This is a genomic window from Candidatus Lokiarchaeum ossiferum, assembly GCA_025839675.1.
Taxonomy (GTDB): domain Archaea; phylum Asgardarchaeota; class Lokiarchaeia; order Sigyniarchaeales; family Promethearchaeaceae; genus Lokiarchaeum; species Lokiarchaeum ossiferum.
The window spans coordinates 3,963,119-3,987,837 of the sequence record CP104013.1 but is presented as its reverse complement, the minus strand read 5'-3'; the positions used below and the strand labels follow the sequence as shown (position 1 = coordinate 3,987,837).

Sequence of the window (24,719 nt, the reverse complement as noted above, 5' to 3'; positions counted from 1 at the left end):
CTCAAAATGAAATTTCAACCTTTTAGAGACCGTGATTACATTCAAGATAAACAAGGAGGGATCTATCAAGTAATAGGTTCGATTCATCCCCAAAATAAAGTAATCGCGTTGCAAAAATATCAACGAATTTCCCCTAAAGATGATCCAGAGATTCATAAACGACTGATACCCGTCAATGATCCAATTAGCAAGGTTAGGAACCACGATCTTATGTATTGGAAACAAAAAACCACTGCAGAAGAATTTATTCGCGTTTTACCGAATTACTCATCTAAATCCGCTGAAGCAAATATTAAAAGCCATTCATTTAAAAATTTCAACTCTGTTTTTCAAATGGAGTTAATTGAAGTCCCTTATGAACAAATATTACATCATTGGCATCCACAACAGCGGTTTAAAGATCTGTTATTAATTATTGAGAAAGGAAGTTTACAAGAAAAACAAAACTTAGATCGCCTAGAACGTGAAACTGTTGAAGTGGGATTAAACTTAAATGAATTATTCGGGATAGATTTGGATCATATTGGAGTAACTGGATCTATTTTATGGGAATCACATCATAACAAATCAGATATTGATATAATGATTTATGGGATCGGAGCGACAAAGAAGATAGTTGAAGCATCTCTAAATATTTCCTCCCACAAACGTGGTTTAAGAAGGTATAAAACGACTGAAATTCTTCCTCTGGCAGAAAAAATGGCTTTGAAAACAGGAAGGGATATGGAAGAATGCTTTGAATATATATATCGGAAGAATTACCTATTCTTTTTCAACCAACGGAAAGTTTCCATCACATTTGCGCCAACCTTTTCGGAATTGATTCATTATCCATTTTATTATAGTGATACAATTTTTTCTTCTTTGACACCCATTAGGATCAAAGCAAAAATCAAAAACAATAGATGGGGATATTATTATCCCAGTCTCTTTGAAATTGAATGCATTGAAATTATGGAGAAAAAATTTGAAATCTACCGAGAAGAAATTACCCGTTTAATGGTCTATGAACATGAATTGGTCGGCCACTTTAGGACGGGTGATTTCGTGGAGATTCGAGGGTTATTGCAAAAAGCGACAAACGTTCCTTCGTTTAAGGAAATTGGAGCTATTGATACTTTTCAAATCTTCTTAGGGGGTCAAGAAACTTTTGGGAACGAATATATCCACTTAATAACAATTGAAGAGGATTTAAATGGTGAAATTTAACAAATCTAAAAAAAAATCAGGCAAAATTCAGAAAAAAGATATGAATGATATACAAAAAACTCTTTCTTTGTATCAAGATGAAGACAATCCCAATTTGTACAATCTTATTTTGCTAATAAAACCGAATTCACGAGAAAATAGGCTCTTTAGAGAAGGAGAACATTTTTATTTGAATATTTCGGCACCTCCTGTCAAAGGAAAGGCTAACATTGCCATTATTAAATTCTTAAGTGCAAAACTTAAAATTTCAAAATCTGCAATTAGAATAGTGCGTGGTCACACAGCATCAACCAAAACGTTAATTTTAGAAATTTCAAATAGTTCCATTGAAGAAGTGACTCAGAAATTGATTAAATAATTGTCATATCACTTTTAATTATCTATTACCAAGTAATGCCGACACACTGAACACTGAAGTAATGTAAGAAGACGGTTGCTTGACACTCTGCGACGATAATTCATTTTCGATCCACATTTGGGGCATATCTTATCTCGAAGTATCGTTTCAGTTTCGACCATCACCATTATTCACTTTTTATATCTAATAAAACTATTAATCAACTATATATATCGTCGCGCTATTTAATACCACAATTGTGTATTGCTTGTAGGATCATAATATCGGCAATAGTATATATATTTATTTTTTCGAAAGCTTCCAAAAAAGTGTCTTCATCGGGAAGTTTATTAAAACAATCTAATTTACTCTACTTTAAATTACTCAAACATTAAGAATTTATCCATATCGAGCGGAGTGTATAATAAATTCGTTTTAAACATTTAAAAAGTAGAAATTAGTTAGAAATTAATCAGTACAAATAGCAAATATTGAAATCGATAACAAAAAAAAACGCAAAATTATTAAAAATAGAGAAAATTTGATAAAACCAGATTCACTATAGATCATTAACGCTATAAAAAAGATTATTTTTTTAAGGGTTTTTTACATGAAATTTCAAGAAATGAATTTAAACCACTCCCTATTACATGGATTGAAACAGATGGGAATGGAAACAGCCACAGAAATCCAAGAACGAGCAATTCCAGAGATAATAGATTCCCCAGATACGCATATCATTGCTCAAGCGCGCACGGGATCAGGAAAAACACTCGCTTTCGCGATCCCACTAGTAGAAAAAATTGATAATACTTTGCAAACAGTTCAAAGTGTTATAATCGTCCCAACCCGAGAATTATGCAAACAAGTTGCAGAGGTTTTTGTAAAACTCACAAAATATCGCCACATTAAAGTGGTTCAAGTCTATGGAGGAGTATCAATTGATCGACAAGTCCAAGAAATTCAGGAAGGGGCTCAAATCATTGTTGCGACCCCCGGACGTTTAATTGATCTTTTTAATCGACATCGAGTATCTTTTACGGATGTGAAATTTGTAGTTCTTGATGAAGCCGATCGTTGTTTGGATATGGGATTTATGCCCGATATTGAGTTTTTATTATTGGATGCAATGAGAGATGTTCATCCTCGATTAATCTTGTTTTCTGCAACGATGTTAGATGCAGTATATGATTTAACTAAACGGTTCACTGGAGATAAAAATGTAATTGAAATTGATGTCTCACAAGATTCAATGACAGTAGAAAACTGTAACCAATACTATTATTTAATCGATGATTTCAAGGATAAATATTACCATTTCATCCGAATCATTCGTCAAGAAAAGCCAATTCACTGTATGATATTTGTTAACACAAAAAGAACAGGAGATTGGCTATATCAACGTTTTCAAAATGAAGAAAGATTACCACTTAAACCGGAATTAATTTCAGGAAATTTAACTCAACGAAGAAGAGAAATCGTTTTAGATAAATTTCGAAAACGCAAAATTAATTGCCTAATTGCAACCGATGTAGCAGCTCGAGGATTAGATGTAGAAAAAGTCAGTCATGTGTTTAATTATGATATTCCAGAATTTGAAGAGAACTATGTCCACCGTATTGGTAGAACCGCTCGAATATCGAATGCATCAGGTAAAGTTGCAAAAGGAATCGCAATTTCATTAGTTATGAATGATCAAATGCGTACTTTATCTAGAATTGAGGGATTCATGAGTAAAGATATTGAAAAACGGCCTTTACCTCAACGAAGACAATACTCTTCGTCAAATAGACAATCTTCGGGATCTCACTCAGAGAGGCATCTTAACACCGACCATCCAGCCCGTAGAAATCGTAACAATCCAAAACGTACCTATAAAAAATCAGGTCCAAAGAAAAATGATCGAAAAAAACCCGATCGACGCAATTTCTTGTACTAATTTTTCTGTTTCTTTTTTCCTTAAATTTTTTAAACTTCGCATGCAAACATAGATCATAGGTTAACCTAATGAAAATCACTTCTTCCCAAATGTTGATGCCTTTAATTAAACAAAGTTCCGCAATTTTATTTGATCTTGATGGAACACTTTTTAATCTCCATATTCAATGGCAAGATATTAGACAGCATATTTTAAGTCACTATAAACGTACTTATGGAATAGAAATCCCAGAAAAAAAGAAATTTTTCAAAATATTCCGCTACATACGAACTGAACAAGGCGATCAAGCATTTCAGTATTATCAAGATTATATGCGTAATCAAGAACTCATTGCACTTAAGGAAAAAAGATTTGAGCCGCTAAAACTATTTACAATGGGTATAGAAAAAATGGCAGAACATCTTCGATTTGATTGCTTCTTTGGAATCGTTTCTAATAATTTCCACGAAACAATTCTTGAAATTTTAAATCAATTTGGCTCAAATGATAAATTTAAAGTAATAATTGGTCGAAATGATGTGTCAAATGAAAAACCCAACCCCGAGGGATTAATTCGAATAATGGACGGATATGATCTACTTCCAGAAAAAGTCCTTTTCATCGGTGATAGTAAGGTGGATGAAGAAGCAGCTGAAAGAGCCCAAATTAATTTTATTTATGTTGACGATTTGAACCGAATTCTAAAAATTGAAGAGTAATCGATTTTTTTTAAAAAGTTCCATAGAATGGAGTTCCCACGATGGATTTTACTGAAAACGAATTTTTTAGAAAATTAGCAAAAAGTTGGGCTAAATTTTTCTCAATCCCACTCGAAAATTTTTTAGATCCTGAAATTTCAATAATTGAAGAACCAGATTTAAAAAAAACCAATGCTTTCAATTTCTGGACGTTTGATAAGAAGCGAATTATTCAAGTAGCACCTAGTTTTTATAAAAAAATTTTAAAAATGAACGATAATAATCCTTTAGAACAATCAATTTCCATGGAAGATTTTATATCTAAAATGGAGAGTGAAGGGTTTCAGAAAGATGATCTAATATACATTTATCACTTAAAACCGGGAGAACTGAAACGAAAACCATTATTTGATGAGTATACATTCCGTTTTCTCAAATTAAAAGATCAATTCATCCTGAAACGACTTCAATTTGCATGTAGCAAGTTTGAAGTAAAAAATTCATGGGTAAAAATAACCCACCCCGAAGTTTTAGGGTGTTTTCATGGAAAAAAATTAGTCGCCGTATCCAGCATGGTCAATTTTGGAGATGCTAAAGATATTGGAGTTCTAACACATCCAAAATTTCGTAGAAAAGGATTGGGTAGGCTATTGATTTCTGAATTATGCAAGAAAGCACTACGAAAAAATGAATTACTTCTCTATCGATGTCATGATGGAAATTTGGGATCAATTTCAGTCGCGCGTTCATTAGGATTTACAAAATTCTTTGAAGAAGTAACCTTTTCTGCCCGAACAGAGAAATAATGTAATAAAAATTTTTAAAAAATTAGTCATCCAAATCTGGATGGCCAATGAAAACCAAGAAAAAGACAAAAATAAAGACAAAAGCTGCCCCCCCCACAATAATTTTCCTAAGAATATCTGAAAACGCAAACCTATCATTCCCAAAAATAGTGGTTGCCACCCAAAATACTGCGAACATGATTAATGAAAGGGGACTTTGTAACAATTTATTGCTGGAAGATTTCCCCGCATTGCGACTATTTACAAAGTTAGCAATAAAGGATAAAATCCAAAATACCATTCCACCATAATACAAAATTTGAACAAATTCTATATTATAAAATTCTAGCAAAAATAGAAACCCAGTTATCACAATTTCTACAAACAAAATATCGGTATTGGATTTAACCGAACTGCTTCTCCTACCTTCCGATTCCCCAACCGCATTTCGATAAAGTAACATGAAATTTCCAATCGGGAGAGCAACACCTAATCCTTTCATAATAAAATACAAATACTCTAAACCCCCTCCATTCCAAAAATTCAAGAAGAAGTCTACTGAAAAACCGATTAACTCTGGAACAACAAGAATAGAACAGAAAATCATAGGGATATTGACAAAGAAAGTAAAGAATTTTACAAATTTCTTTGTTTTATCATCTAAATCATCCCAATTTACCTTGGAAGTTAATAAAGTAAAAACAAGGGAAGAAAACGCCAATACACCGACGATTGGAGTCAATAGGGGAATTAAAAAGGATACCAGCATAACAATAGCACAAACACCATAAAAGATAATGTAATGGGCAGAAATCACAGAAGATGTCTCCCCCATCAATTGAATTGTGCTTGCGAGGCGTTTTCCCGTCAAGAAAAGGAAATACAACCAAGAAATACAAAAGAGAATTGGAGAAATCCAATTAGCCGAAATACTTACAATTTGAGAATTGTATCCCCAATCAAAAGGCAACCATTCCAACTTGAAGTCAAAAGTAAAGAAGACTACTAAAATATAGATGGGGCAAAAGATCGCGAAGATGAGAACCAAAATTCTGCTTAGTTTCAGATTCATTTCTTATCACTTACATTAAGATAACCAACAAGAGGTAATAAGTGTTTTAGCAACCAATCTTTATCGCCCGAAGAAGTAAGTTATGTGGATTGATTTGGTCAAGGTAAATTTTTTTTTGGTTTTAAAGCAACTATGCCATTGGCCACTAAAATACATATTCCGCTCAAAATTAATAGCAAAGTTAACTCATGATCCAGAATAGCTGTAAGAAGAGCCCCCATTATTGTTTCGGAATAAGAGAAAATGAGTACATCCCCCGCTTCATCATGTTTTAATGCAATGTTTCTTAAAAAGAAAGCAATCACAGTCGGAATCAAACCCAAACCAAAGGCGATGGCCCAATGGATGGGTGACATGGTTCTAAAATAAGAAAAATCAAGCAGGGAAAACATAACAAACATCACAAGGGTTTCTAAAAAGATTAAACTCAAACTGCTATAAATTAAATCATCAGAAAGTTTGGTTTCTGATAGTCCTTCTGAAGAAATTATAGAATTTGTCAGAGCAGTATCTTGATACAATCGAGATTTGTCAAAAATCATGATTCGAAATACATTTGCAGCCCCCATTAATACTCCAGATATCAATCCTATAAGTATGCCCTTCCAATATGATTCTGAAGAAGAAGCCAGATCCCAAGGTTGTGTTAAAATTAGTACTCCAATCATGGTGATTAGAAACGCTAATAGATCATTTTTATCAGGACTTCGTTTTAGAAACAACCACATAAAAAACACAGAAAATATAGGTCCAGTCTTTAAAAGAAAAACGGCAGTTCCATAACCTAAATTCATAATAGCATAAAAATAACAATATATAAGCACAGGACCAGTAATACTTTGAAGTATGGTTAACCAAGGATGAGAAAAGAACAGTTTTTTAATATATCCCAATTTTTTTGAAAAAAGCAAGATGGGAAAAATGATAAGCGCACCAAACAATCCCCTTAATGCCACAATAGCATTAGTTGACAGAAGATTTAAGCCCAGTAAAAAAAATCCAATAGTTCCCATTAAAATACCGCTGAGAAAAATTTGAATTTGAGCTTTTGATTTCTCGGAGAGGAGTCTGACCATAAGATTTCGCAACAGTTTTATTCAATAATCTGCTCAAAATATGCGACAATGCGGAGTTTTTTATCAAAAGGACCAAAATCAGCAATAATCCCACGCATTCCATTCCTATCATGGGGTAATTCTTTTTCGAGTTCTAAAGTTATCACACCCGTTTTTCCCGGCGCAATATCTTCCCCTTCTAATAATTTTACGGGACTGATTCCAAGATCTGCAATTGCATGGTAAGCTTTGGCATCTTTTGGAGATATCATACCCGATTCGCTTTGAGGACGATAATAAGGAGAAACATGAACTTTCGCTTGAAATTTGGAGGAAGTAGTCATGGCCCCTAAAGTGCAAAAGATCGCATTCCGATCGATTTTATCTCCTTTAATGCCTTTAAGAGCAAGGCCCACCCGATCTCCTTCTTCAGCAGTTTTAAAATCGCGATCTTGCTTTTGAATCGATCGTAAAATGACTTTATTCTGGACCGGAACAATATCATACATTTGTCCCGCTTTTACTTGTCCTTTAGTCACTAAGCCTAACGCCACAGTACCAATTCCTTGAACCGGAAACACATGATCAATTAGGACCTTACTATATGGAGCATCTTTTGGATCGGGTTTTGGAGTTGATGTAAACAAATCGGATACCTTCTGCTTTAATTGCTGATAGTTTTCCCGATCTTTAAGAACGACTAATTCCATGGCTTTCAATGAAGTATTTGCAACCACTTTTGGCAATTGATTCTGAATTTCTTCTACACGCCACTCATTTGTAGGTGTTATACCTCCAATCACTGCAATAAATTTGGAATTAAAATGTTGTGCATACAAATCCATAATCACCATAATTTCACCAATTTCGGAATTAATTCCAGTTTCGGAATCTATGATCATGATATGAACACTCGTTTCTGCACAGGTTTGAACTAAAGATTTTATTTTTTCAGGATATGCAATCGGGGCAACCGCAGTAAAAATCATATTCATCCCCGAATCTAGCCGATTATAAAATTGCAAGTCTGATCTTGTGCCTGGACTGCCGAATGCTTCACCCACCAGTTTGGTAATATCATGATTCGCTCCCAAGAGACCGATGGTAATGGATCTTTCAACTTCACTCATAGATATTATAATATAGCAAAATCAAAAAATATTCCGCTAGTTCAATTTTGAACCAAATATCTCCCAATTGGTAGAACAACATATATCTCCGCAAGCCAAGTTGCCTCTATCTCGTGGGATTGATGAGACATAATTGTATGTTGTAATTAATTCACAATACTTTTAAGGATCATGAACAAAATGTAAAACCAGCAATATTTGGTCTAATGGGTAAATATTGAAAATTAAATCGAAAATTGTTTGGGTTTTTTTTAAAAAAAAATGGGTTTTGTGGTTGAAAAATGAAATTAAACCGAAAATTAATTGTAAGCGCAATGTTTATGGTTGTTCTGTTCTCCTTTATGGATTTTGGTGCTGCTTTAGGGGATGAAGGAGATGGAAACGCACTAAACATAGTAGGATTATCCCTCCCAGGTGATATAATTCTCACTGCAGGAGGTAAATATACTGATTTAATCCCGGGTCATTGGGATCATTCAGCAATTTATCTTGGATGGTCATATCATTATGATGCTGAAGCCGAATATTCCCATTGGGGATATTTTTGTATTGAAGCCACCCCTGATGGAGTAGTCTTTAATGATGTATCTCGATTGAATAAGGCAGATGAAGCTGAATTGTTAAGAGTTACAGGAGTTACGGATTGGATTCGATCAAAAGTAATTGAATATGCCAATGCATACGCCACGGGAGCATGGGAAACATCATGGTTCCGTACGACCTGGAAATGGGGGTCCAAAACGGAATATGATTATAATTACCTATATGGAATGAGCACTTACAAATCCATGTATTGCTCAGAATTATGTGCCAAAGCTTACGATTGGGCAATGGATGGTGCCCCAGGCAATCCATGGGATTACGATTATGACAACAGTGATTCTAACACCAATACTATCGATGCGGATCCTGGCTGGAGTGGTTCAGACTACTTTTGGGCTTGTGCTCCGAGCGAAATCCATGATTCAGCTCGCACTTATTTAATTGCACATTCCTACTAAGAACCTTTTTTATTTTTTTTTTAATATTTCCACACTAATAATGTACCTGATTATTCTGGATTTAGAAAATATTATATCATTTTCCTTCTAACTTTTGTTACGAGGCAAAAAACAATATGTATCCTAATTTTATCTTCGACTTAATTTGTCTGATCATTCTGATTCTTTTTTCGATTGGGTATGGAGTGCTATATTCAAAAGTAAAACTAGCAGAACATTGCTCAAAATCTTTAATGAAACAATTTTTAATTGTGCTACTTCTAAATATTTGTAAGATTATAATTGGAATTTTTTCTTCAAACTTTTTTTCTAACCTTACCATGGATGAACAAATGATTATATGGACAGAAATTGTGATTTTTTCAAGACTTGGACGAATTTCTTACTTTTACAAAATGTCATCATTGATTCTTGACATATTATGTACAATTATTCTTGTTTATCAAATTGATATGAAGTTGTTATATAACAAGACAAATGGAAAATTATCAAAGGGTGTAATTATTTTATTTGGATTGAAATTGATTACTCTGGGAGCTGTTTTTGCTGTTATGAACAATCGAAATATTGGATTTTTTGAGATTATTTTGCTCCCAATTCTCTGTACAATCATATTTTTGACTTCAAAGAAAACACCCCAGATTAAACATTATAGCCATTTTCTCACTATTGGTTTAATTCTATTTTTTTTCAATTACTATGCTTTTTGTCCATTCTTTCCCTTTTATATGAGTGGTTTTGTTCAAAAAGTCTTCAGTTTTATCCTTTACTTAGGAATTATTATTTTAGGGATAGCATTTTTCCGAACAACTCATTTTCCGTTAATAAACGCAAAATTCCGAAGTATTTACGCAGTGAATTCCCCCGATGAACAACAGGCGAAGGAGGCAAAACTCAAGCCGTCATATAATTTTGGAGCCCCTCGGACCTCTGATTTTAATAGTTAATACTTTTTTTTTGATTTTTTTATTTAGGTATTATCAAAATTCATTTCGGGATACAATTCCTGAACGCAATCATTGCATAAACTGTGAGTTAAACGGATATCTGTATTTTTTTGGAGATATTCTTCAACATTTTGCCAATATCCCGAATCATCTCTAATTTTCTTACAATTTGCACAAATAGGAAGTAGTGTTTTTAATGTGGAAACCTCATTTAATGCAGCTTGTAATCTATCATTTTTTTCTTGTAGTTCGACATTTTGAATTAATAATTTTTTAGTTTTTTCTTCAACTTTCAACTCTAATTCTTGGTTTTTCTTTTGAAGTTCCTTAATTGGAACAGTTTCTCCATTTTCTTGAATTATAAGAGGGGAGGAGATATGCTTATGAACGAGTTTCCATAGATTTTTTTTCTTTTGAAATATAACACTAATCCTTAATCCTTCAAAAGACAATATACCATCATCAAGTGACACTTTTATATCTAATTCAGCCATCCCAGTAAAGAAATTCGAAGAATGAGAATGAATTTTCTCTCTATTAATTTGAATATCTAATTTTGAAGGAACTTGCTCAACTTCGCGAATGTAAAGTTCGGTAAAATCTTCAAAATCAAATGAATTTTCATCCGATCCGGTTCCAAAACCACTAAAATCATCAGAAAAAATTTCAAGAAGCCTATTCATATCCCTCAGTGAATAAGAATCCAGATAGTCATGAAATATTTCCCAATGCTGATTTTCCAATTTCCTCAGAATAATAAGATTCCTAAATCCTAAATAAGTTGTTTTTTTTTAAACAAAAACCATAATCCTCCCATACAGGAAACCATGATAACTAACACCCACCAAAAAGATATTTGAGGAAAATGAATATTATTCATTCCAAATATTCCAGCTATCAAACTGGGAAGTAATAGTATGGAGGTAACAAAGGTGTAGCGGGAAAGAACGCGATTTGTTTTACTCGATTCCGCATTGAAGAATAAATTCATCAAATCAGAAATAGTAGCGCGGAGAATATCTTGTTCATCAAGTAAATGGCGGATATGATCATCCAACTCAGGTGGAATAAATTCTTTCTTAAAAATAGGCATATTCGGACTTTTCATACGATTCACAACTTCCCGATCCGCTTGAAGAATCTTCACAGTATCAAAAATTGATTCCCGAATTCCAATCAAACGAGAAAGAGTAGTTTGTTGATCTACCCGCTTTTGACTCAGTATACTCCATTCAATATCATCAGAAAGCTTCCTCCACCCATCAAGCACGTGATATGTGGGATCTATTAACGCATCAAAGTATGTTGTGGAGAGGTATGTGATTCCACCCCGAATGAGCATTTGTGGATTTCGGTTAAATAATCGGAAGAGTTTGTCTAAAGGTAATGGAATCCCAACATGGATAGACATTAAAATATTTTCATCAATAATCAACCCGCATTGATGTTCTGATTTCCCATCAATTTCAGTTGGATGTTTCCCAATGCTTTTAAATAAAATAAATAAATATTCTTGATAATCATCCAAACGTGGCCTACTATCTTGGATAATCTCCTCAAAAGTATCTAATGAAATATCAAGTAAAACGGTTAAATCTAAGATTTCCTGATTGTGGTCAAGATCAAAAGGACTCTCTTCAAGAAATACATCCAAAAAACAAAATTTGCATTGCTTTTTTACTGCTTCAATATTGAATTCATCCCGTAAATCTTCAAGTGATACCTCACAGGTTTCAATAACCGGATGTTTCTCAATTACATCCCTCACGATATAATATGTCATTTTTGCCATTGTCTATTCCTTCAATATTGTTTTCCAATGCAGTTTAGATGATTAGATTTTTTTACACTTTTTTATGCTCACCGACGCTATCATAAAATCCTTAAAACGGATAAAATATTAATAACAATTCAAAGCATCGTGTACAATAGTACAGTTTATGCTAATAAATTTTTGAGGATCGGAACATGACTCACGCAACTAAAAATAAAAGCAATCCGACAAAATCCGCTCATAAAAAAACCCCCAGCAAAATACCAAAATATAACTATGCTGATTTTCCACCGCGTTTAATCGCATACTTCGTAGATTTGCTAATATTAGCACTTCCTTATGGTATTATCGTAGGTATTCATTTTGAAGGATTAACACCTTCAACTGCAGAATTACGGACACAATTTTTCATTCAACTGGGAGTTGTCTTTTTCTATTTCTTCATTTTTACATGGTTGAACAAAGGACGTTCCTTGGGTCAATGGATTATGAAGCTTGAAGTGAAGGGTAAACGACATATTAAAGACAAAGAATTAACCAGACCTACTTTAGTTCAAGCCTTAATTCATAGTGCAGGTAAATTCTATTTCTTTGTGGGAATCGACTTAATCATCGGATTGTTTTTGAAATGGAGAAAAGGCAAAGAAAATTATCCTCGTTTTTGCCAGATTCTCGCTAATACACATGTAGTTCATAAATAACCCTTTTTTTCACACCATTTTATATATGAGGGAAAAAACATGAGTAAACGAAATATTTCAATTCGACAGTGTTCTATTGCGGATGTTAACTCAATAGTAAAACTTCGACGAATTATGTTTGAATCAATGGGATATTCTGATTTAGAATTACTGAATCTAGCCGATGAAGCAGCAAATGAGTATTTTCAGCAAAGTATTCCCACAGGAGAATTTATTGGGTGGATTGCGGAAGATACACAAAAAAAAGCAATTGGATCAGGTGGAGTCGTTATTGATAAACACCCTCCCAGTCCAAACAACTTATCCGGGAAGAAAGGGTACATTATGAGCGTTGTTGTCGTAGAAGAATTCCGTAAACAAGGAATTGCTCAAAAAATTATGGAGATAATCATACAATGGTTAAAAAAACAAAATATTTCTATTGCGAATCTCCATGCTACCGAGATGGGTCGCAAACTCTACAAAAAATTAGGTTTTACTGATGGGACTGAAATGAGCATGAAGATTTAAGGATGTTAAATTTTCTGAGAAAAATAGAAAAAGATTGAAAAAAGAAAGAACTACCGCTGGAGAATTGGTAACACATGTTTTTGATGGAATTCTTCATCATTCTCAGTGAGATAAATAATTCCTTCAATAAAACCGATTAAAGACGGAATACCAGTCCAGCAGAAAATCAGATATAAAATCCCCATCCCTATATTACCCAAATAAAATTTGTGTACTCCGATACCACCCAAGATAATTCCAAAAATAGCCGCTGCAACGCGATCTTTTCGATTTGGATCATTTATTTGCCCACTTTGGTTTGCGTATACTGGTTGGGCTTGTTGGTATTCTGGTTGAGAATAGGTATTTTGTTGATATTGAGGTTCTTGATTGGTCGGTGGAGCAGTGGGAGACATTTCTGCCCCACATAAAGCACAAAATTTAGCACCGGGATTATTTTCCCCGCCGCAATTAACACAATATTTTGACATCGTTTTTTTTACTTCCATATAAATTACTGGTAATTATATTATGGATGTATGAGGTATTAAAAATTCTTTAGACCAATTTTTGTCTCCAATTGTTAAATTTAAATTTGCCATAAATGAAGATAGAACTATCCATAAACAAAAATCGCATTTACTTAGGGAAATTCATAAAAAATTGCGTATTTAGAATCAATTCCATAGAAAATCAAAGATAAAATTGAACAAAATTGTATCTTTTTTCAAATTTCTAAAAAAAAAAAGTTGTACTTTTTATAAAAATTAAACATTTGGTAAGGTATGGCTTTGACAGAACTAGGTGAACAAAAAAAATTATCATTCAAAGAAAAATTCGCCTATGCAACGGGAACCCTCCCGTCAGGATTTTTCTCTTCATTCACAGGAGCTATCACCACTTTCTATTATGCATGGATGGGATTAAAAGCAGATTATATTTTAATTGGTCAATTGATATACATGGTTTGGAATGTACTAAATGATCCTATCTTTGGGACCCTTCAAGATCGAACTCGAACAAAAATGGGACGATATCTCCCATGGATTAAGTACAGCGCAGTGCCCTTTACAATTGGTTTTATCCTCCTATTCATCCCTCCGCAAGGATGGCGCTTGCAAACTGGAGGTGAGAAATATCAGATAGCCTTATTGATCTGGTATGTGGTCAGTTACATGATTTATGACACCTTCTTCACAATAGTCTATCTCGCTCATGTATCTTTAGCACCCCAAATGACGTTCGATCAAAAAGAACGTACCGAAATCAATGGATTGGGATCGATCCTTACCTTCGTTGGAATGGGAGCAAGCCTTGCCTTTCCTATGATGTATCTTACTAACCCCACCTCAACAAAAATTGCGGAATTTCAATTAATGGCCATAATATTCGGAATTGTTGCTTTAATTCCTTGGATCTTTATTGTTAAAGTAGTTAAGGAGAAAAAAGAATTAATTCCAAAAGACGAAACTCCGTTTTGGGAAGGTGTCAAGTATGTATTTAAAAACAAATCGGGCTTGCTTTATATGGTCTATGATGGAATGTCGGTTGGAATTTTAAATTCTCTCCTTACGGGTATGTTTTTTATGTTTAGTTGGATTTTCGGAGCAATTAACTTGAATCCTGGAAGTAATGCAATGCTTTACTTTATAATTCCAGCACTATTTGCCGTTATTGGTATCCCAATTCAATTAAAAATTGGTTCGAAAATTTCGGTCAAAGCAGCGCTAAGTTACTCACTCTGGACAATTGCAATTGGTGGATTTATTTCTTATATTGGAATTATGACTAGTGATCTCACATCAAGTACAACAATATGGGAAGTTCCAAGCAATATTTGGTTAGTTTCAATTGGAATGGCGATTACATTTTTAGGATTCAGTGGAGATTTTATTTTCCATCAAGTTATGCGGGCTGACACCATAGATTATGATGAACTTCAAACTGGTGAACGTCGGGAAGCAGTTTACGCAGGAATTGCGTGTTTGTTTGGAAAAGTTATGGAAAGTGTCGTTTTTGCATTAATTCCGGCATTTTTAGCACTTTATGGATTAGTTCCTTCAAATCCAGAGGATCCTACAGCAGAACCCATAACTCCAACCTTAGGAATTGGAAATGCCATTAAAGGTGTCGCTACAGGTGTATTTCTCATGCCCGCCATATTTGCACTAATTGGGGCCATTTTATGGTTCTGGTACCCCTTAGGTAAGGAACATATTGCAGAAATGCGCATTAAATTAGAAGAACTCCATGCTCAAAAGCGAGCAGATCGTCTCTAATTTTTTTTCTTCTTCTTTTAAATAAATATTTAAGTTAAGAAACTTTTGACAGAATATAACACTAATAAGAGATATTCAGATGAAAGTTGGAATTGAAAAGTATTTAACAGTGGAAGTTCTTAGAAAAATCGCACAAGAATATAGAATCCCTTTTGAAAAAATAACTGAAATGGAAACGACTGAAAATTTTATTTATGAAGCAGAACGAGATCAAAACTCCTTCATTCTCCGAATTTCTCACAGTTCCTATAGATCTAAAGAAGAAATTACTGCTGAAATCAATTGGATTAATTTTCTTCAAACTCAAAATATCCCAACATGTGTTCCCGTTACGGCAAATAATGGAGATTTTATTGTTAAATACCAATTAAGTAATTCCGCGTTCTACGCAGTTTTATTTGAAAAACTAGAAGGATGCATCATTGGAGATTGTCCAGAGTTATTGACAGATGAGGTCAAATATTTGTGGGGAAAAACCCTTGCAAAAATGCACTTAGCAACCAAACAATATCCAATGCAACCACCTGAAGTTCGAAGACAAACGTGGGATCAAGAACATGTACTTCGAAATATTAGGGAGATTTTAAAAGATCATCCAATAATTCTAACAAATGCTATTCAATTGATAGAAGAAATTCGTTCATTCCCTCAAAATGAGGATACTTTTGGGTTAGTACACTTTGATCTCCATGATGCAAACCTATTTATCAACGGAGGCAATTTAACAGTAATTGATTTTGATGATTGCCAATACGATTGGTTCATTTCCGATATGGCGATAGTGCTCTTTCATGTAGCTTGGCGCTTTTCTACAGCAGAAAAGAGCCGAAATCAAGTGATTCAGGAATTTTATCCTGCTTTTATCAAAGGTTATCTGGAAGTTAATCCAACTGGTGATGTATGGTTAGAGAGAATCTCAAAATTTGTTCAATTACGCCATATTAGCTTATTTTGCACTTTAGTTTATGAATTATCCATAGAAGAGGATGATTGGTCTCAGCAAGCAGTAGCAGCATGGAAACCAATGTTAGAAAAGAATCTTCCTTGGATAGATTATAAATTTTCTATAGAATGAAGTAAAGAATAAAAAAAATCCCTCGACGCCGCCTCAAAGAGTACGACGTCTCATAGGGTTCGCCGAATAAAGCGATTACAAATGGGTACCAACTAAATTCCTTACAGATTTCGATTGGGTTCCAACTTCATTTTCGCATATTTAATACTGACCCAATTTTCGTACGACCTACAAACAATTACAGATTTCTATTGAGTCTCGACAACATCCAAATTATTAATAATTGACTCAATTTCGTACAAACAATTACAGATTTCGATTGAGTTTTTACATCATTTATTCCTTTAGTAACAAATTTCCGACATTTATTCCTATAACTCAATTTCGGACAAACCAATACAGATTCTATTGAGCTGCAACACCATTTATTCCTTTAGTAACAAATTTCCGACATTTATTCCTATTAAAGCAAACTCAATTTCGTACATTCACCCAAGAAATGGTAAATCGTATTTCCATTGATATTGGGCAAACATATATATTCACTTCAAGTATTTATAGGTAGCTATTTTTTATTGTTATAAATCAAAAAATCGAATAAAAATGCAAAAATAGGAAAAAACCGTTAATTCGTCTTTTCTCTGGCAATTATTTCTTGAGCAACCTTAAAACTCGTCGCTATTGCCATACCAAGACCAGTACCATCTTGAATTTCATCATCTTCCCCAAGATTCGTAGAAAAATGAAATATTGCAGAACCCACGACAAAAATATTTGAGTTGGCATGAGATGAAATAATTTCAAAATGAGGATTCAAGGATTCAGGAAAATCTAACCCTAAAGAAAGAAATTGATTGGCCATCTTAAGTTGATCTCTAAAAAATCCATGGAGAAAAATCGAACCCGTGGCAAAAATCACATATTTCGAATTTAGAATGGTTATTTCTCCATCTGAATTTCTTATATGACAATTCCACTTATGAACGCTTTCTTCAGATGTCAAATCAACTAAGATTTTGGAATGATCGTTGATTGCACCCGCAATTTCGAGCTTTCTTTCCATTTTATTGATAAGACGGTTTGCAAGGACGGTTGGCGTGAATACTAAAAATTCCCAACATTCAGTATTAAGAAATGTACTTAAGTTGTTCAAAATTGTTTGCGTATGTTCTAACCCCATTACAGCAGGAAATAGAAAATGAGTTAATTCCTCGAATTTAAGATCTGGAAATTGCAGTTCAAATTCTTTTTTGATAATCTCGGCCACCGGCGCTAAGTGGAGAACTTTTTCATCAAAAAATTCGGCCAAATTAAGAGCGGATAATTTTCCTTCTTCTAAATATTCAGTAAATTCAGAATTCATCAAACTAAATACTGTTGCAAGGTTGATTGTTAATACATTAAATTGCCCAGGAAAAGTTTCTTTTAGCCCAAGGGAAACTAATGGAGCAGTTGAATTTGGAAATTCCGCGAACTCTATTAATAAACACTTCGTATCGAGCGTAAAATCTTTATAGGTAGAAAAAATCGAATTCCAATTACCAACACATAATTTTGTCGTCCCCAGTGGTGTGATGACATGCCTATTAACAAGCTTATCATCTTCTTGGAAAATACTAAGCTTCGTAAAGTCTCGATTAAATTCAATGAGAGAATTTTGGATGTCCTTCAAACTTAATTTAGCATAGGGATGATCTTTAATAGAAACTTGAAATTTGGCTAACTCGAGTTCAATATTATCACCAGGATAATTAAGAAGATCAACAGTTCCATTCCAAAATTCAGATGCTCCATACCCACCTGAGATAAGATTGCACGATAAACCATTTTGAGAGAGAATTCGTGCGATATTCATTCCAGAAAATCCACCCCCCACAACTACAACATCAGACTGAATCTTTTTAACATCCATTACAGATTCCCCTCCATATTATAAAGATACCGCAATAATTTCAATTTGAGGCGTGACTTCACATTTTCATTTTCACCTTGCACTAAATTTGCATTAATTTTCTCTTTTAATTCAGATATTATTTGAGAATGTCGCAAATCCCCCAATTTGGCAAGTTCCAATGCTTCTTGTAATTCAGGTGATATATAATTAACAATATTCTTCTTATCGATCGTTAAATTTTTACGATTTAGTTCAGTACCAGTACCCATCGCTAGGGTAACTATCTTTTTCCTCACTAATAACAATTTCTCCCAAGTTTTAATATAAACCGGAGAGAAGCTTCTTATTCAAGTTTCTTTTATTAAGACTTGTGAAATCGCTGCCATTTATTGAAGTTAGTATTGTTCACTCTCAAGACCCAAAAAAGGAAATTCTTAAATTTCTGCAGCAAAAAGCAGAGGGAGGTAACAATTCTCAAGTAAATTTCATTGAAAATGGAGAAAATATGAAAATTTTTGTTGAATATAAATCCGAGAGAGATTTCCAAAACACATACCATGGAGAAAAAAAAATTTATGAAAAATTTTACCAATTGATCCAGGAAAATGTTTCAGATTATGCAAATCTCCTCGAAACTGTACTCACAAAACCTACCCCCAAAGATTTTTATGATGAAGAAGATCTAGAAGAGAATGACCTATATTTGATTGTCAAATACCGAACAAATTACAAAGAGATAATCCGGCAAAATTACAATTTTACATTCAAAATTATTGAAATTCTTGGAATTAAGGCATCTTTTGAAGAAATCGCCGACGGATTTCTTTTATTTTATAAAACGAAGGAAGATTTCGAAGTAGCTCAAATGGATCTTAAAAAGTTGGAACTTATTCAAGCGTTTTTAAAGAAGAAGGGACTTTGGAATGAAAAAATACAATTTATTTTTAAAAATTTAGAATAAATATTTCATAAGTCTTCAAACATTAATTTTAAAAACAATTTATCCAGCACCTTTCCATTTGGAATTGTAGAGACTCCATTAAAATAGATTTGTGCAAATTTTTGCTGAGTGAGATAATTTTTGGTTAGAAAGTGAGATTCTTTTTTTCTATCAAGATCCTTTGTAGTTCTCCAAATAATTAAGATCAATTCCAAATTATGCTTCTGAGATGAATTCAAAGGCAATATCGTGCCCGACACAATTTGATAAGCACGGTTTTGTTCTTCGAAATACTCGTGGGAATTTACATCTATCCCCAGAAGAAAATTGAAGGTTTCCACCAAATCAAGATTTACTTCAGACATTATTCCATTTTGAGAAGAGATCATATAATAACTAAAGGGATCGTCAAATTCTGTAATGTTAAGATTAAGGGAAGAAGTTATATCATCCATGTTTATAACATATTTAAGAAATTTTTTTCCCGATTGTGGTGTTTTATATTCTGGATAGATTTCATTTGAAAAAATGATATTGCGAAATGTATCACAAAAATGCTCAATTTGAAAGGTTTTGGCAATGTGTGGGCATCCAGTTAAAGATTCTGGTTTACCATCTTTCCAAGTAGAAGAATACATCAACTTCTGAATTCGAGGAATAATAATGCTTTCAAAATATTGTTCTTTTTCGATTAAAATATATTGGCGAGAACCTTGATCTTCTTGATTTAATTCAATAATAGATTGAGCAGTTGTTCCAGAACCCGCAAAAAAATCGAGAATAATCCCAGATTTATCAAAATAGGTAGAGGATCTTACTAAATATTTTATTAATTTTGAGGGTTTGGAATAATCAAAAGGGGAGGTCTGAAAAAGAGCTTTTAATTCAGCGTTAGCATCTGTATTTGTTGGGAGGTCGTTCACTTTTTTTGAGAGTAGAGTTGTAGGAGCTTTAATTATAGGGGAATCATAAAAACGTGCAATTGTGGGTCGCAAAGATTTAATACTTTTTATATGAATTTGACCTCCAATATCTAGCTCATGATTAATTCGATCTTGCACCCATTTAAAACGACTTTTCAAAATAAGATCTTCATCTGGAATACCTTCATTTACCGATATCTGTGGGTTTAAAAGCTCAACTTTGAGTTTATTTTTTCCATAGGTCCCTGCTTGTAAAATTCCAGTCCAACCATTTGCAATAAAAATATTTTCTTTAGGAAAAATTCTTTTACAAGGAGAATTTCCAATATTGATTAATTCGGTCAATTTATTTTTATTTCCATAACTTCCCATTAATTTAAGGGGAGAATTTTGTTTTTTGGCTGCTAAAATATATTCAGTGACAGAAATCAGTTCCTGAGATAAGTATGAAGGCTGGGTTTTTTTGTGCCACACAATATTGTCTAAACGCTTTGGAAAGAGCTTTTCCAACAACAAGGAATAATTTGGAAGTTCATGATCCCCAATACTAGAAAATAAGATCCCATCGGATTTTAACAAATATTTTGAAAGCTCCAACCGATTTTGCATCATTGTTAACCAGCTAGCTTTCTGGAAATTATCACTATAAACAAAATCATTTGCACCCGTATTATAGGGAGGATCAATATAAATTGTTTTAATTTTCTGAAAAAATTTTGACTTTAATAAATTCAAAACCTGCCAATTTTCTCCCTTGATCAGCAAATTGTGAGAATTTGAGGCCTTCTTATTAAGGGCATTTAAAAGAGAATATCTAATTTTTCCCGAATAGAGACCGGTATTCACAGGTAGGTTTTGAATGTTCGAAGGAATTGAATTGTTAATGACTCCAGATTTCAAAAAGTTATCAGAATCAATCGAGGAAAGAGAATAACCAACTAAGTTCAGCCAATCTCTTTGCTGCATCTTATTATTCAAAATTTCAGGATAATAACCCGTCGGAATAGATTTCAGAGGGACGATTAGATCTGTTTTTGTTATAAATTTTTTTTTTTCATAGAGTTTTTTTTTTAAAGTTTCTAAGGAACAGATTTGCTCGATTATTATGTTAGAGGAAAGAATAAAGCCTTGATATAGAATATTATACCGAAAACTATCTCCATTTTCACAATTTGTTACAATTGGGAAAGGAACATTTGCAATAATAAATGACTTTGCTTGATCATGCAAATAATTAAGAAGATGAGGATGAATGAACCTATCAGAGTACCTTTGAGACGTAAATTCTTCAAGACAGGCGAATAATTTATCCAAATTTTCAGTTGTCAAAATCTGAGATCCAAAATTTTCTTGAAAGGAGCGAAAAAGAAATTTATTAATTTTAGCTTGATAATTTCTACTGTAGAGTTCTTTTTCTGCTTCATTCAAAGACCTATACTCAAAATTGATTGAAAAAGATCTATTTTCAGGCGAATATGTTATTGGAGAATTAATCAAAGCAGGAATAAAATATCGTTTTGGTTTATTTTTTCCTCCATCTTCGAGTTCTACTTTCGATGTGACAAAAGAAACTTGGAAATCGCCAAGAATAGTTTGATAATTAAAATAAAAATCATCAATCTTGTAATAATATTGATCTTCATTTACCCATTGAAAAAAAAAATCCGTAGCTATCGAATTATTCAGGTTTTTTGGAATATTATATAATTTTCCTTTGGGAAAATATAAGGAAAAAAACTCGATTAACAGATCCCAGAACAATTCTTTTTCTTTTGAGGAAAACTCTATAGAATTCTGGATTAAGCTGAGATCAATCGTCTTAAGAAGGTTTTTCTTAAGTGATGATCGAAATTTTCCTAAAATCTTATGAATACCAAAATTCAAATGTGCATCTGACTGTTGAAAAATTGATAGAATAATGGATAACAATTGTATTTCTTTGTTGGTTTCCATAAAATTTTCACAGAGTAAAAGAAATGTCTAAATGCTATTTAGCATCGTTTCAATAAATTCAGTTAGCTTCTTTTGAGAATGCACATCATTTAGATTAATATGAGGGGGATACAATAGCACCAACATATAATATTGGTGGAAAAGTTTAACTTCCAAGACACCAGTCGCCGCATTAATTCTAAAATCTTTCAATCCTGCAAGTTCATACTCAGGTAATACTTTTTCTATAGCGATTAACACCCGATTAGTGCTTCCAACTAAAACAGAATCATCCAATAAAGTCTTGGAAGCACATATTGGCAATCCAGTTCGTTTTTCAATAATCAAAGTAGCATATAAACCGAGAGCTTCTTTGAGTTGATTTGATAATGCATTGAGTTTTGAAGATTTAGGCATCATTACTTCAACTACTTTAGCCCAAGCACTATAAATGGAAGAATCAAAAATGGAGGTAGGGAAAAAGTTAATTTCCAGATTGACTGCATCGGCCTCTGGATCATAACGGAAATATTTTACAAGAGATTCAAATTGTTCTGCGGAATTCGGAAACAGATCCATTTTATGAATAAAGCAAAATATGTTGCTTTGCGAATCTTGTAGATGGGCGGGACGTTTGCCATGATATTTTAATAATTTGATTGCTTGATGTAATTGGTAGCGGATGTTTTCGTAGTTGGAAACTTCAAAAGCATCAATGATAAAGAGTAAAATCGATGCTTGGTCAAAATGTTCAGGTGCGGGAAATTCACTGCCAGCTTCGAGTATGGCTAAATTTTGTTTTCGGCTTGCAGATGTCATTGCAGCAAATTCTATATTATGTTTAATAACTTTCTTAGTTGGCGGTAAAGAAAAAGTTTCATAAGGGGATTTGCTTTCAAAAATTACCTGATAAATAGATGATTTCCCACTACTTCCCATTAAAAGAACCTTTTGTGACTCGTAAGTAATTATATTTTGTTGCGACTGTTGATATTGTGTCATCTGTTGATGTCGTATTTTTTCTTGTTGTTGTTGCAATTCCAAATACTCACCTTCAAGTTGTTGCAATACATTTTCTAGTCGATTCTTTGGTAAACTTACATGATTTTCCTCTAAAAATTCGGGTAGATCAAATTCAATTTCTTCAAAATCCATCACTGAAATTTGATATTCAACAACGGCGCGATTTAAAATCTGAAATTCAATTAATTCGCCATTTAATACCAATTGTACTTCGAAAAATGACCCGGGAATTTTCATTTCTTGTTCTTCCGCTAAATTAGGTTAAAATTGAAATTAAAAAAAATATTACACTTCCGATTCAGAGGTGTTAGAAGGAAGAGATTTTTTCTTCTTCTTTTTTGTTTTCTTTAAAATTCCTTGATTGGTTAAATCAAAAACTTCTTCCACTATAGGAGCGATATGAAGTTTTCGTGTATCCCCATTGAAATTATCTAATCCAGGATGTTCTTCTTCAATTCTTGTCACCAGATCATCAAGTAAACTATGATAAACACCCAAATTTTCATCTGCAAGTAATAAACAGAGGATTGTTTTTCCTTGTTTAAAGACAAGAGATTTTTCACCAATTTCAATATTCTCTAATTTTCCACGGTCGCCTGAAATTTCAGCAAGCATTCCTTTAATTCCCACTAAACCACCTGCAACAAGATCAGAATTTGGACGTGCTTCATTCTCAGCTAAGGTTGCGGTTACTTTGATATCTCCCTTTAACTCGTTAGCTTTCAATTCTGCAAATGACTGATAATGTAAAGAAATTCCAGTTTCAGCGATGATTACGTGCATTTCAATCATTCCATTCTTCCAAGCAAATTCATCATAGGATGGAATAGATAAGAAGAAATGGCGCATGACAATGAATCCAAATAATTCAATAAATGTCCCATATACATACCACCAATTATCCGGATTATCAATTAGAGAATCTCGACTTGAAACTTCAATAAAACCACCAATCCCTGCAATAACGATGCCCAAAATTCCAAGCAAAACACGATTTCTCACTTCTTTTTGGGGAGCAAGTTCCACGATCAATATATAAACGATTCCGATAAAATCGATAACTGCAAAAATCGCTATGAATGCTACAACTGGTAGTATCAATGGTGATGTAAATCCAACGTTGATCGAAGGATTATTGCCGGTGATAATAGTTATAATAAAAATGTAGATTGTGGGTAAAACACCGATTAACCCCAGAATATTAGCAATCCTTCTTCGATTTTTAAGAAGAATTAACAGACAAACATAAGCAATAGGAACGATCATACATAAAATCAAGGCATATTTAAATGGTACGATCCATAGAAGAGCATTATCTGCCCCCGTCAAATCACTTACAAAGAAATAATCAACCAACGCGGGAAACATATAAATACCGTAACCCAACATGGCAACTGCAATTATGAAGAATACCATATAGGCAGGATCACCCCGCATACGTTTATCTGCTTTTATGAATCTTCCCAAAAGATCCCATCCAAACATTAAAAGCAAGATTATAAATCCTCCATAAATGATCATGACTATAGATTCTATAGTTGTGAAAGTGTATTCCGAATTTTCAATAAATATCATACTGCATTACCTCCAAATTATT

The 24,719-nt window shown here is 33.3% G+C and carries 24 protein-coding genes; 12 read left to right on the top strand and 12 right to left on the bottom strand.

What is annotated here, in order from left to right; all coding sequences use genetic code 11:
• Positions 1-6 precede the first annotated feature (6 nt).
• Together NEF87_RS16875 and NEF87_RS16870 are read left to right on the top strand one after the other, a co-directional pair.
• Positions 7-1,209 carry a hypothetical protein gene (locus NEF87_RS16875; protein WP_457916754.1) on the top strand — a complete coding sequence of 401 codons (1,203 nt, stop codon included), beginning with the start codon at positions 7-9 and terminating at the stop codon, positions 1,207-1,209.
• A complete protein-coding gene (locus NEF87_RS16870; RefSeq protein ID WP_457916753.1) occupies positions 1,196-1,567 on the top strand; it encodes a DUF167 domain-containing protein in 372 nt (123 codons plus the stop codon). The genes NEF87_RS16875 and NEF87_RS16870 overlap by 14 nt, the downstream gene beginning before the upstream one ends.
• Before the next feature lie 14 nt (positions 1,568-1,581).
• Here NEF87_RS16870 and NEF87_RS16865 read toward each other — a convergent pair whose 3' ends face one another.
• A complete protein-coding gene (locus NEF87_RS16865; RefSeq protein ID WP_371802586.1) occupies positions 1,582-1,728 on the bottom strand; it encodes a hypothetical protein in 147 nt (48 codons plus the stop codon).
• 443 nt (positions 1,729-2,171) lie between these two features.
• Between NEF87_RS16865 and NEF87_RS16860 the strand changes: the two genes are divergently transcribed.
• From NEF87_RS16860 to NEF87_RS16850, 3 genes are all read left to right on the top strand, one after another.
• Positions 2,172-3,485 carry a DEAD/DEAH box helicase gene (locus tag NEF87_RS16860; protein WP_457916752.1) on the top strand — a complete coding sequence of 438 codons (1,314 nt, stop codon included), beginning with the start codon at positions 2,172-2,174 and terminating at the stop codon, positions 3,483-3,485.
• A gap of 68 nt (positions 3,486-3,553) precedes the next feature.
• The gene (locus NEF87_RS16855) at positions 3,554-4,183 is read left to right on the top strand and encodes an HAD family hydrolase (protein WP_371802584.1); all 630 of its coding nucleotides are present in this window, start codon (positions 3,554-3,556) and stop codon (positions 4,181-4,183) included.
• A gap of 41 nt (positions 4,184-4,224) precedes the next feature.
• Positions 4,225-4,968 carry a GNAT family N-acetyltransferase gene (locus tag NEF87_RS16850; protein ID WP_457916751.1) on the top strand — a complete coding sequence of 248 codons (744 nt, stop codon included), beginning with the start codon at positions 4,225-4,227 and terminating at the stop codon, positions 4,966-4,968.
• 22 nt (positions 4,969-4,990) lie between these two features.
• Here NEF87_RS16850 and NEF87_RS16845 read toward each other — a convergent pair whose 3' ends face one another.
• The 3 genes from NEF87_RS16845 to NEF87_RS16835 all read right to left on the bottom strand — a co-directional run bounded on the left by NEF87_RS16845 (position 4,991) and on the right by NEF87_RS16835 (position 8,204).
• Complete coding sequence (locus NEF87_RS16845; protein WP_371802582.1) at positions 4,991-6,019, bottom strand: hypothetical protein; 1,029 nt, start codon at positions 6,017-6,019, stop codon at positions 4,991-4,993.
• 98 nt (positions 6,020-6,117) lie between these two features.
• A complete protein-coding gene (locus NEF87_RS16840) occupies positions 6,118-7,095 on the bottom strand; it encodes a DMT family transporter (protein ID WP_457916750.1) in 978 nt (325 codons plus the stop codon).
• Between the two features lie 17 nt (positions 7,096-7,112).
• Positions 7,113-8,204: an EF-Tu/IF-2/RF-3 family GTPase gene (locus NEF87_RS16835; RefSeq protein WP_457916749.1), complete on the bottom strand. Its 1,092-nt coding sequence runs from the start codon at positions 8,202-8,204 to the stop codon at positions 7,113-7,115.
• A 281-nt stretch (positions 8,205-8,485) separates the two neighbouring features.
• On the opposite strand from NEF87_RS16835, the gene NEF87_RS16830 reads away from it, so the two are divergent.
• Both NEF87_RS16830 and NEF87_RS16825 read left to right on the top strand, forming a co-directional pair.
• Positions 8,486-9,205 (top strand): hypothetical protein, encoded by a 720-nt coding sequence (locus NEF87_RS16830; protein ID WP_457916748.1) that lies wholly within the window; start codon positions 8,486-8,488, stop codon positions 9,203-9,205.
• 320 nt (positions 9,206-9,525) lie between these two features.
• Positions 9,526-10,152, top strand: a complete 627-nt coding sequence (locus NEF87_RS16825) for a hypothetical protein (protein ID WP_457916747.1) — start codon at positions 9,526-9,528, stop codon at positions 10,150-10,152.
• A 23-nt stretch (positions 10,153-10,175) separates the two neighbouring features.
• Here NEF87_RS16825 and NEF87_RS16820 read toward each other — a convergent pair whose 3' ends face one another.
• Entirely contained in the window at positions 10,176-10,895 is a 720-nt protein-coding gene (locus tag NEF87_RS16820; protein ID WP_457916746.1) for a nuclear transport factor 2 family protein, read from the bottom strand.
• Positions 10,896-10,924: 29 nt separating this feature from the next.
• Positions 10,925-11,944: a magnesium transporter CorA family protein gene (locus NEF87_RS16815; protein ID WP_457916745.1), complete on the bottom strand. Its 1,020-nt coding sequence runs from the start codon at positions 11,942-11,944 to the stop codon at positions 10,925-10,927.
• A 176-nt stretch (positions 11,945-12,120) separates the two neighbouring features.
• On the opposite strand from NEF87_RS16815, the gene NEF87_RS16810 reads away from it, so the two are divergent.
• Positions 12,121-12,627, top strand: coding sequence for an RDD family protein (locus tag NEF87_RS16810; RefSeq protein ID WP_457916744.1), 507 nt, complete (start codon positions 12,121-12,123; stop codon positions 12,625-12,627).
• 39 nt (positions 12,628-12,666) lie between these two features.
• Entirely contained in the window at positions 12,667-13,137 is a 471-nt protein-coding gene (locus NEF87_RS16805; RefSeq protein ID WP_457916743.1) for a GNAT family N-acetyltransferase, read from the top strand.
• A gap of 50 nt (positions 13,138-13,187) precedes the next feature.
• Here NEF87_RS16805 and NEF87_RS16800 read toward each other — a convergent pair whose 3' ends face one another.
• A complete protein-coding gene (locus tag NEF87_RS16800) occupies positions 13,188-13,625 on the bottom strand; it encodes a TM2 domain-containing protein (RefSeq protein WP_371802572.1) in 438 nt (145 codons plus the stop codon).
• A 276-nt stretch (positions 13,626-13,901) separates the two neighbouring features.
• Between NEF87_RS16800 and NEF87_RS16795 the strand changes: the two genes are divergently transcribed.
• Positions 13,902-15,395 carry an MFS transporter gene (locus NEF87_RS16795; protein ID WP_457916742.1) on the top strand — a complete coding sequence of 498 codons (1,494 nt, stop codon included), beginning with the start codon at positions 13,902-13,904 and terminating at the stop codon, positions 15,393-15,395.
• A gap of 79 nt (positions 15,396-15,474) precedes the next feature.
• Positions 15,475-16,470, top strand: a complete 996-nt coding sequence (locus tag NEF87_RS16790; protein WP_457916741.1) for a phosphotransferase enzyme family protein — start codon at positions 15,475-15,477, stop codon at positions 16,468-16,470.
• Positions 16,471-17,035: 565 nt separating this feature from the next.
• Here the strand turns inward: NEF87_RS16790 and NEF87_RS16785 are convergent.
• On the bottom strand, positions 17,036-18,322 hold the full coding sequence (locus tag NEF87_RS16785) for an FAD-binding protein (RefSeq protein WP_457916740.1): 1,287 nt from the start codon (positions 18,320-18,322) through the stop codon (positions 17,036-17,038).
• Complete coding sequence (locus NEF87_RS16780) at positions 18,322-18,600, bottom strand: hypothetical protein (protein ID WP_371802568.1); 279 nt, start codon at positions 18,598-18,600, stop codon at positions 18,322-18,324. Before NEF87_RS16780 ends, NEF87_RS16785 begins: the two co-directional genes overlap by 1 nt.
• A gap of 74 nt (positions 18,601-18,674) precedes the next feature.
• Between NEF87_RS16780 and NEF87_RS16775 the strand changes: the two genes are divergently transcribed.
• Entirely contained in the window at positions 18,675-19,265 is a 591-nt protein-coding gene (locus tag NEF87_RS16775; RefSeq protein ID WP_457916739.1) for a hypothetical protein, read from the top strand.
• Between the two features lie 5 nt (positions 19,266-19,270).
• Here NEF87_RS16775 and NEF87_RS16770 read toward each other — a convergent pair whose 3' ends face one another.
• The 3 genes from NEF87_RS16770 to NEF87_RS16760 are packed head-to-tail and all read right to left on the bottom strand — an operon-like array spanning position 19,271 to position 24,697.
• A complete protein-coding gene (locus NEF87_RS16770; RefSeq protein WP_457916738.1) occupies positions 19,271-22,120 on the bottom strand; it encodes a site-specific DNA-methyltransferase in 2,850 nt (949 codons plus the stop codon).
• A gap of 27 nt (positions 22,121-22,147) precedes the next feature.
• Positions 22,148-23,359, bottom strand: a complete 1,212-nt coding sequence (locus NEF87_RS16765; protein WP_457916737.1) for a hypothetical protein — start codon at positions 23,357-23,359, stop codon at positions 22,148-22,150.
• A gap of 48 nt (positions 23,360-23,407) precedes the next feature.
• The gene (locus NEF87_RS16760; RefSeq protein WP_371802564.1) at positions 23,408-24,697 is read right to left on the bottom strand and encodes a hypothetical protein; all 1,290 of its coding nucleotides are present in this window, start codon (positions 24,695-24,697) and stop codon (positions 23,408-23,410) included.
• Positions 24,698-24,719: the final 22 nt, after the last annotated feature.

Bases quoted from the DNA above. Each gene is read 5' to 3' on its own strand.
- NEF87_RS16860 (WP_457916752.1), top strand. From the start codon at position 2,172: ATGAATTTAAACCACTCCCTATTACATGGATTGAAACAGATGGGAATG.
- NEF87_RS16845 (WP_371802582.1), bottom strand. From the start codon at position 6,019: ATGAATCTGAAACTAAGCAGAATTTTGGTTCTCATCTTCGCGATCTTT.
- NEF87_RS16870 (WP_457916753.1), top strand. From the start codon at position 1,196: ATGGTGAAATTTAACAAATCTAAAAAAAAATCAGGCAAAATTCAGAAA.
- NEF87_RS16760 (WP_371802564.1), bottom strand. From the start codon at position 24,697: ATGATATTTATTGAAAATTCGGAATACACTTTCACAACTATAGAATCT.
- NEF87_RS16840 (WP_457916750.1), bottom strand. From the start codon at position 7,095: ATGGTCAGACTCCTCTCCGAGAAATCAAAAGCTCAAATTCAAATTTTT.
- NEF87_RS16810 (WP_457916744.1), top strand. From the start codon at position 12,121: ATGACTCACGCAACTAAAAATAAAAGCAATCCGACAAAATCCGCTCAT.
- NEF87_RS16795 (WP_457916742.1), top strand. From the start codon at position 13,902: ATGGCTTTGACAGAACTAGGTGAACAAAAAAAATTATCATTCAAAGAA.
- NEF87_RS16830 (WP_457916748.1), top strand. From the start codon at position 8,486: ATGAAATTAAACCGAAAATTAATTGTAAGCGCAATGTTTATGGTTGTT.
- NEF87_RS16805 (WP_457916743.1), top strand. From the start codon at position 12,667: ATGAGTAAACGAAATATTTCAATTCGACAGTGTTCTATTGCGGATGTT.
- NEF87_RS16790 (WP_457916741.1), top strand. From the start codon at position 15,475: ATGAAAGTTGGAATTGAAAAGTATTTAACAGTGGAAGTTCTTAGAAAA.
- NEF87_RS16765 (WP_457916737.1), bottom strand. From the start codon at position 23,359: ATGAAAATTCCCGGGTCATTTTTCGAAGTACAATTGGTATTAAATGGC.
- NEF87_RS16835 (WP_457916749.1), bottom strand. From the start codon at position 8,204: ATGAGTGAAGTTGAAAGATCCATTACCATCGGTCTCTTGGGAGCGAAT.
- NEF87_RS16815 (WP_457916745.1), bottom strand. From the start codon at position 11,944: ATGGCAAAAATGACATATTATATCGTGAGGGATGTAATTGAGAAACAT.
- NEF87_RS16770 (WP_457916738.1), bottom strand. From the start codon at position 22,120: ATGGAAACCAACAAAGAAATACAATTGTTATCCATTATTCTATCAATT.
- NEF87_RS16850 (WP_457916751.1), top strand. From the start codon at position 4,225: ATGGATTTTACTGAAAACGAATTTTTTAGAAAATTAGCAAAAAGTTGG.
- NEF87_RS16800 (WP_371802572.1), bottom strand. From the start codon at position 13,625: ATGGAAGTAAAAAAAACGATGTCAAAATATTGTGTTAATTGCGGCGGG.
- NEF87_RS16785 (WP_457916740.1), bottom strand. From the start codon at position 18,322: ATGGATGTTAAAAAGATTCAGTCTGATGTTGTAGTTGTGGGGGGTGGA.
- NEF87_RS16855 (WP_371802584.1), top strand. From the start codon at position 3,554: ATGAAAATCACTTCTTCCCAAATGTTGATGCCTTTAATTAAACAAAGT.
- NEF87_RS16875 (WP_457916754.1), top strand. From the start codon at position 7: ATGAAATTTCAACCTTTTAGAGACCGTGATTACATTCAAGATAAACAA.
- NEF87_RS16865 (WP_371802586.1), bottom strand. From the start codon at position 1,728: ATGGTCGAAACTGAAACGATACTTCGAGATAAGATATGCCCCAAATGT.
- NEF87_RS16825 (WP_457916747.1), top strand. From the start codon at position 9,526: ATGGATGAACAAATGATTATATGGACAGAAATTGTGATTTTTTCAAGA.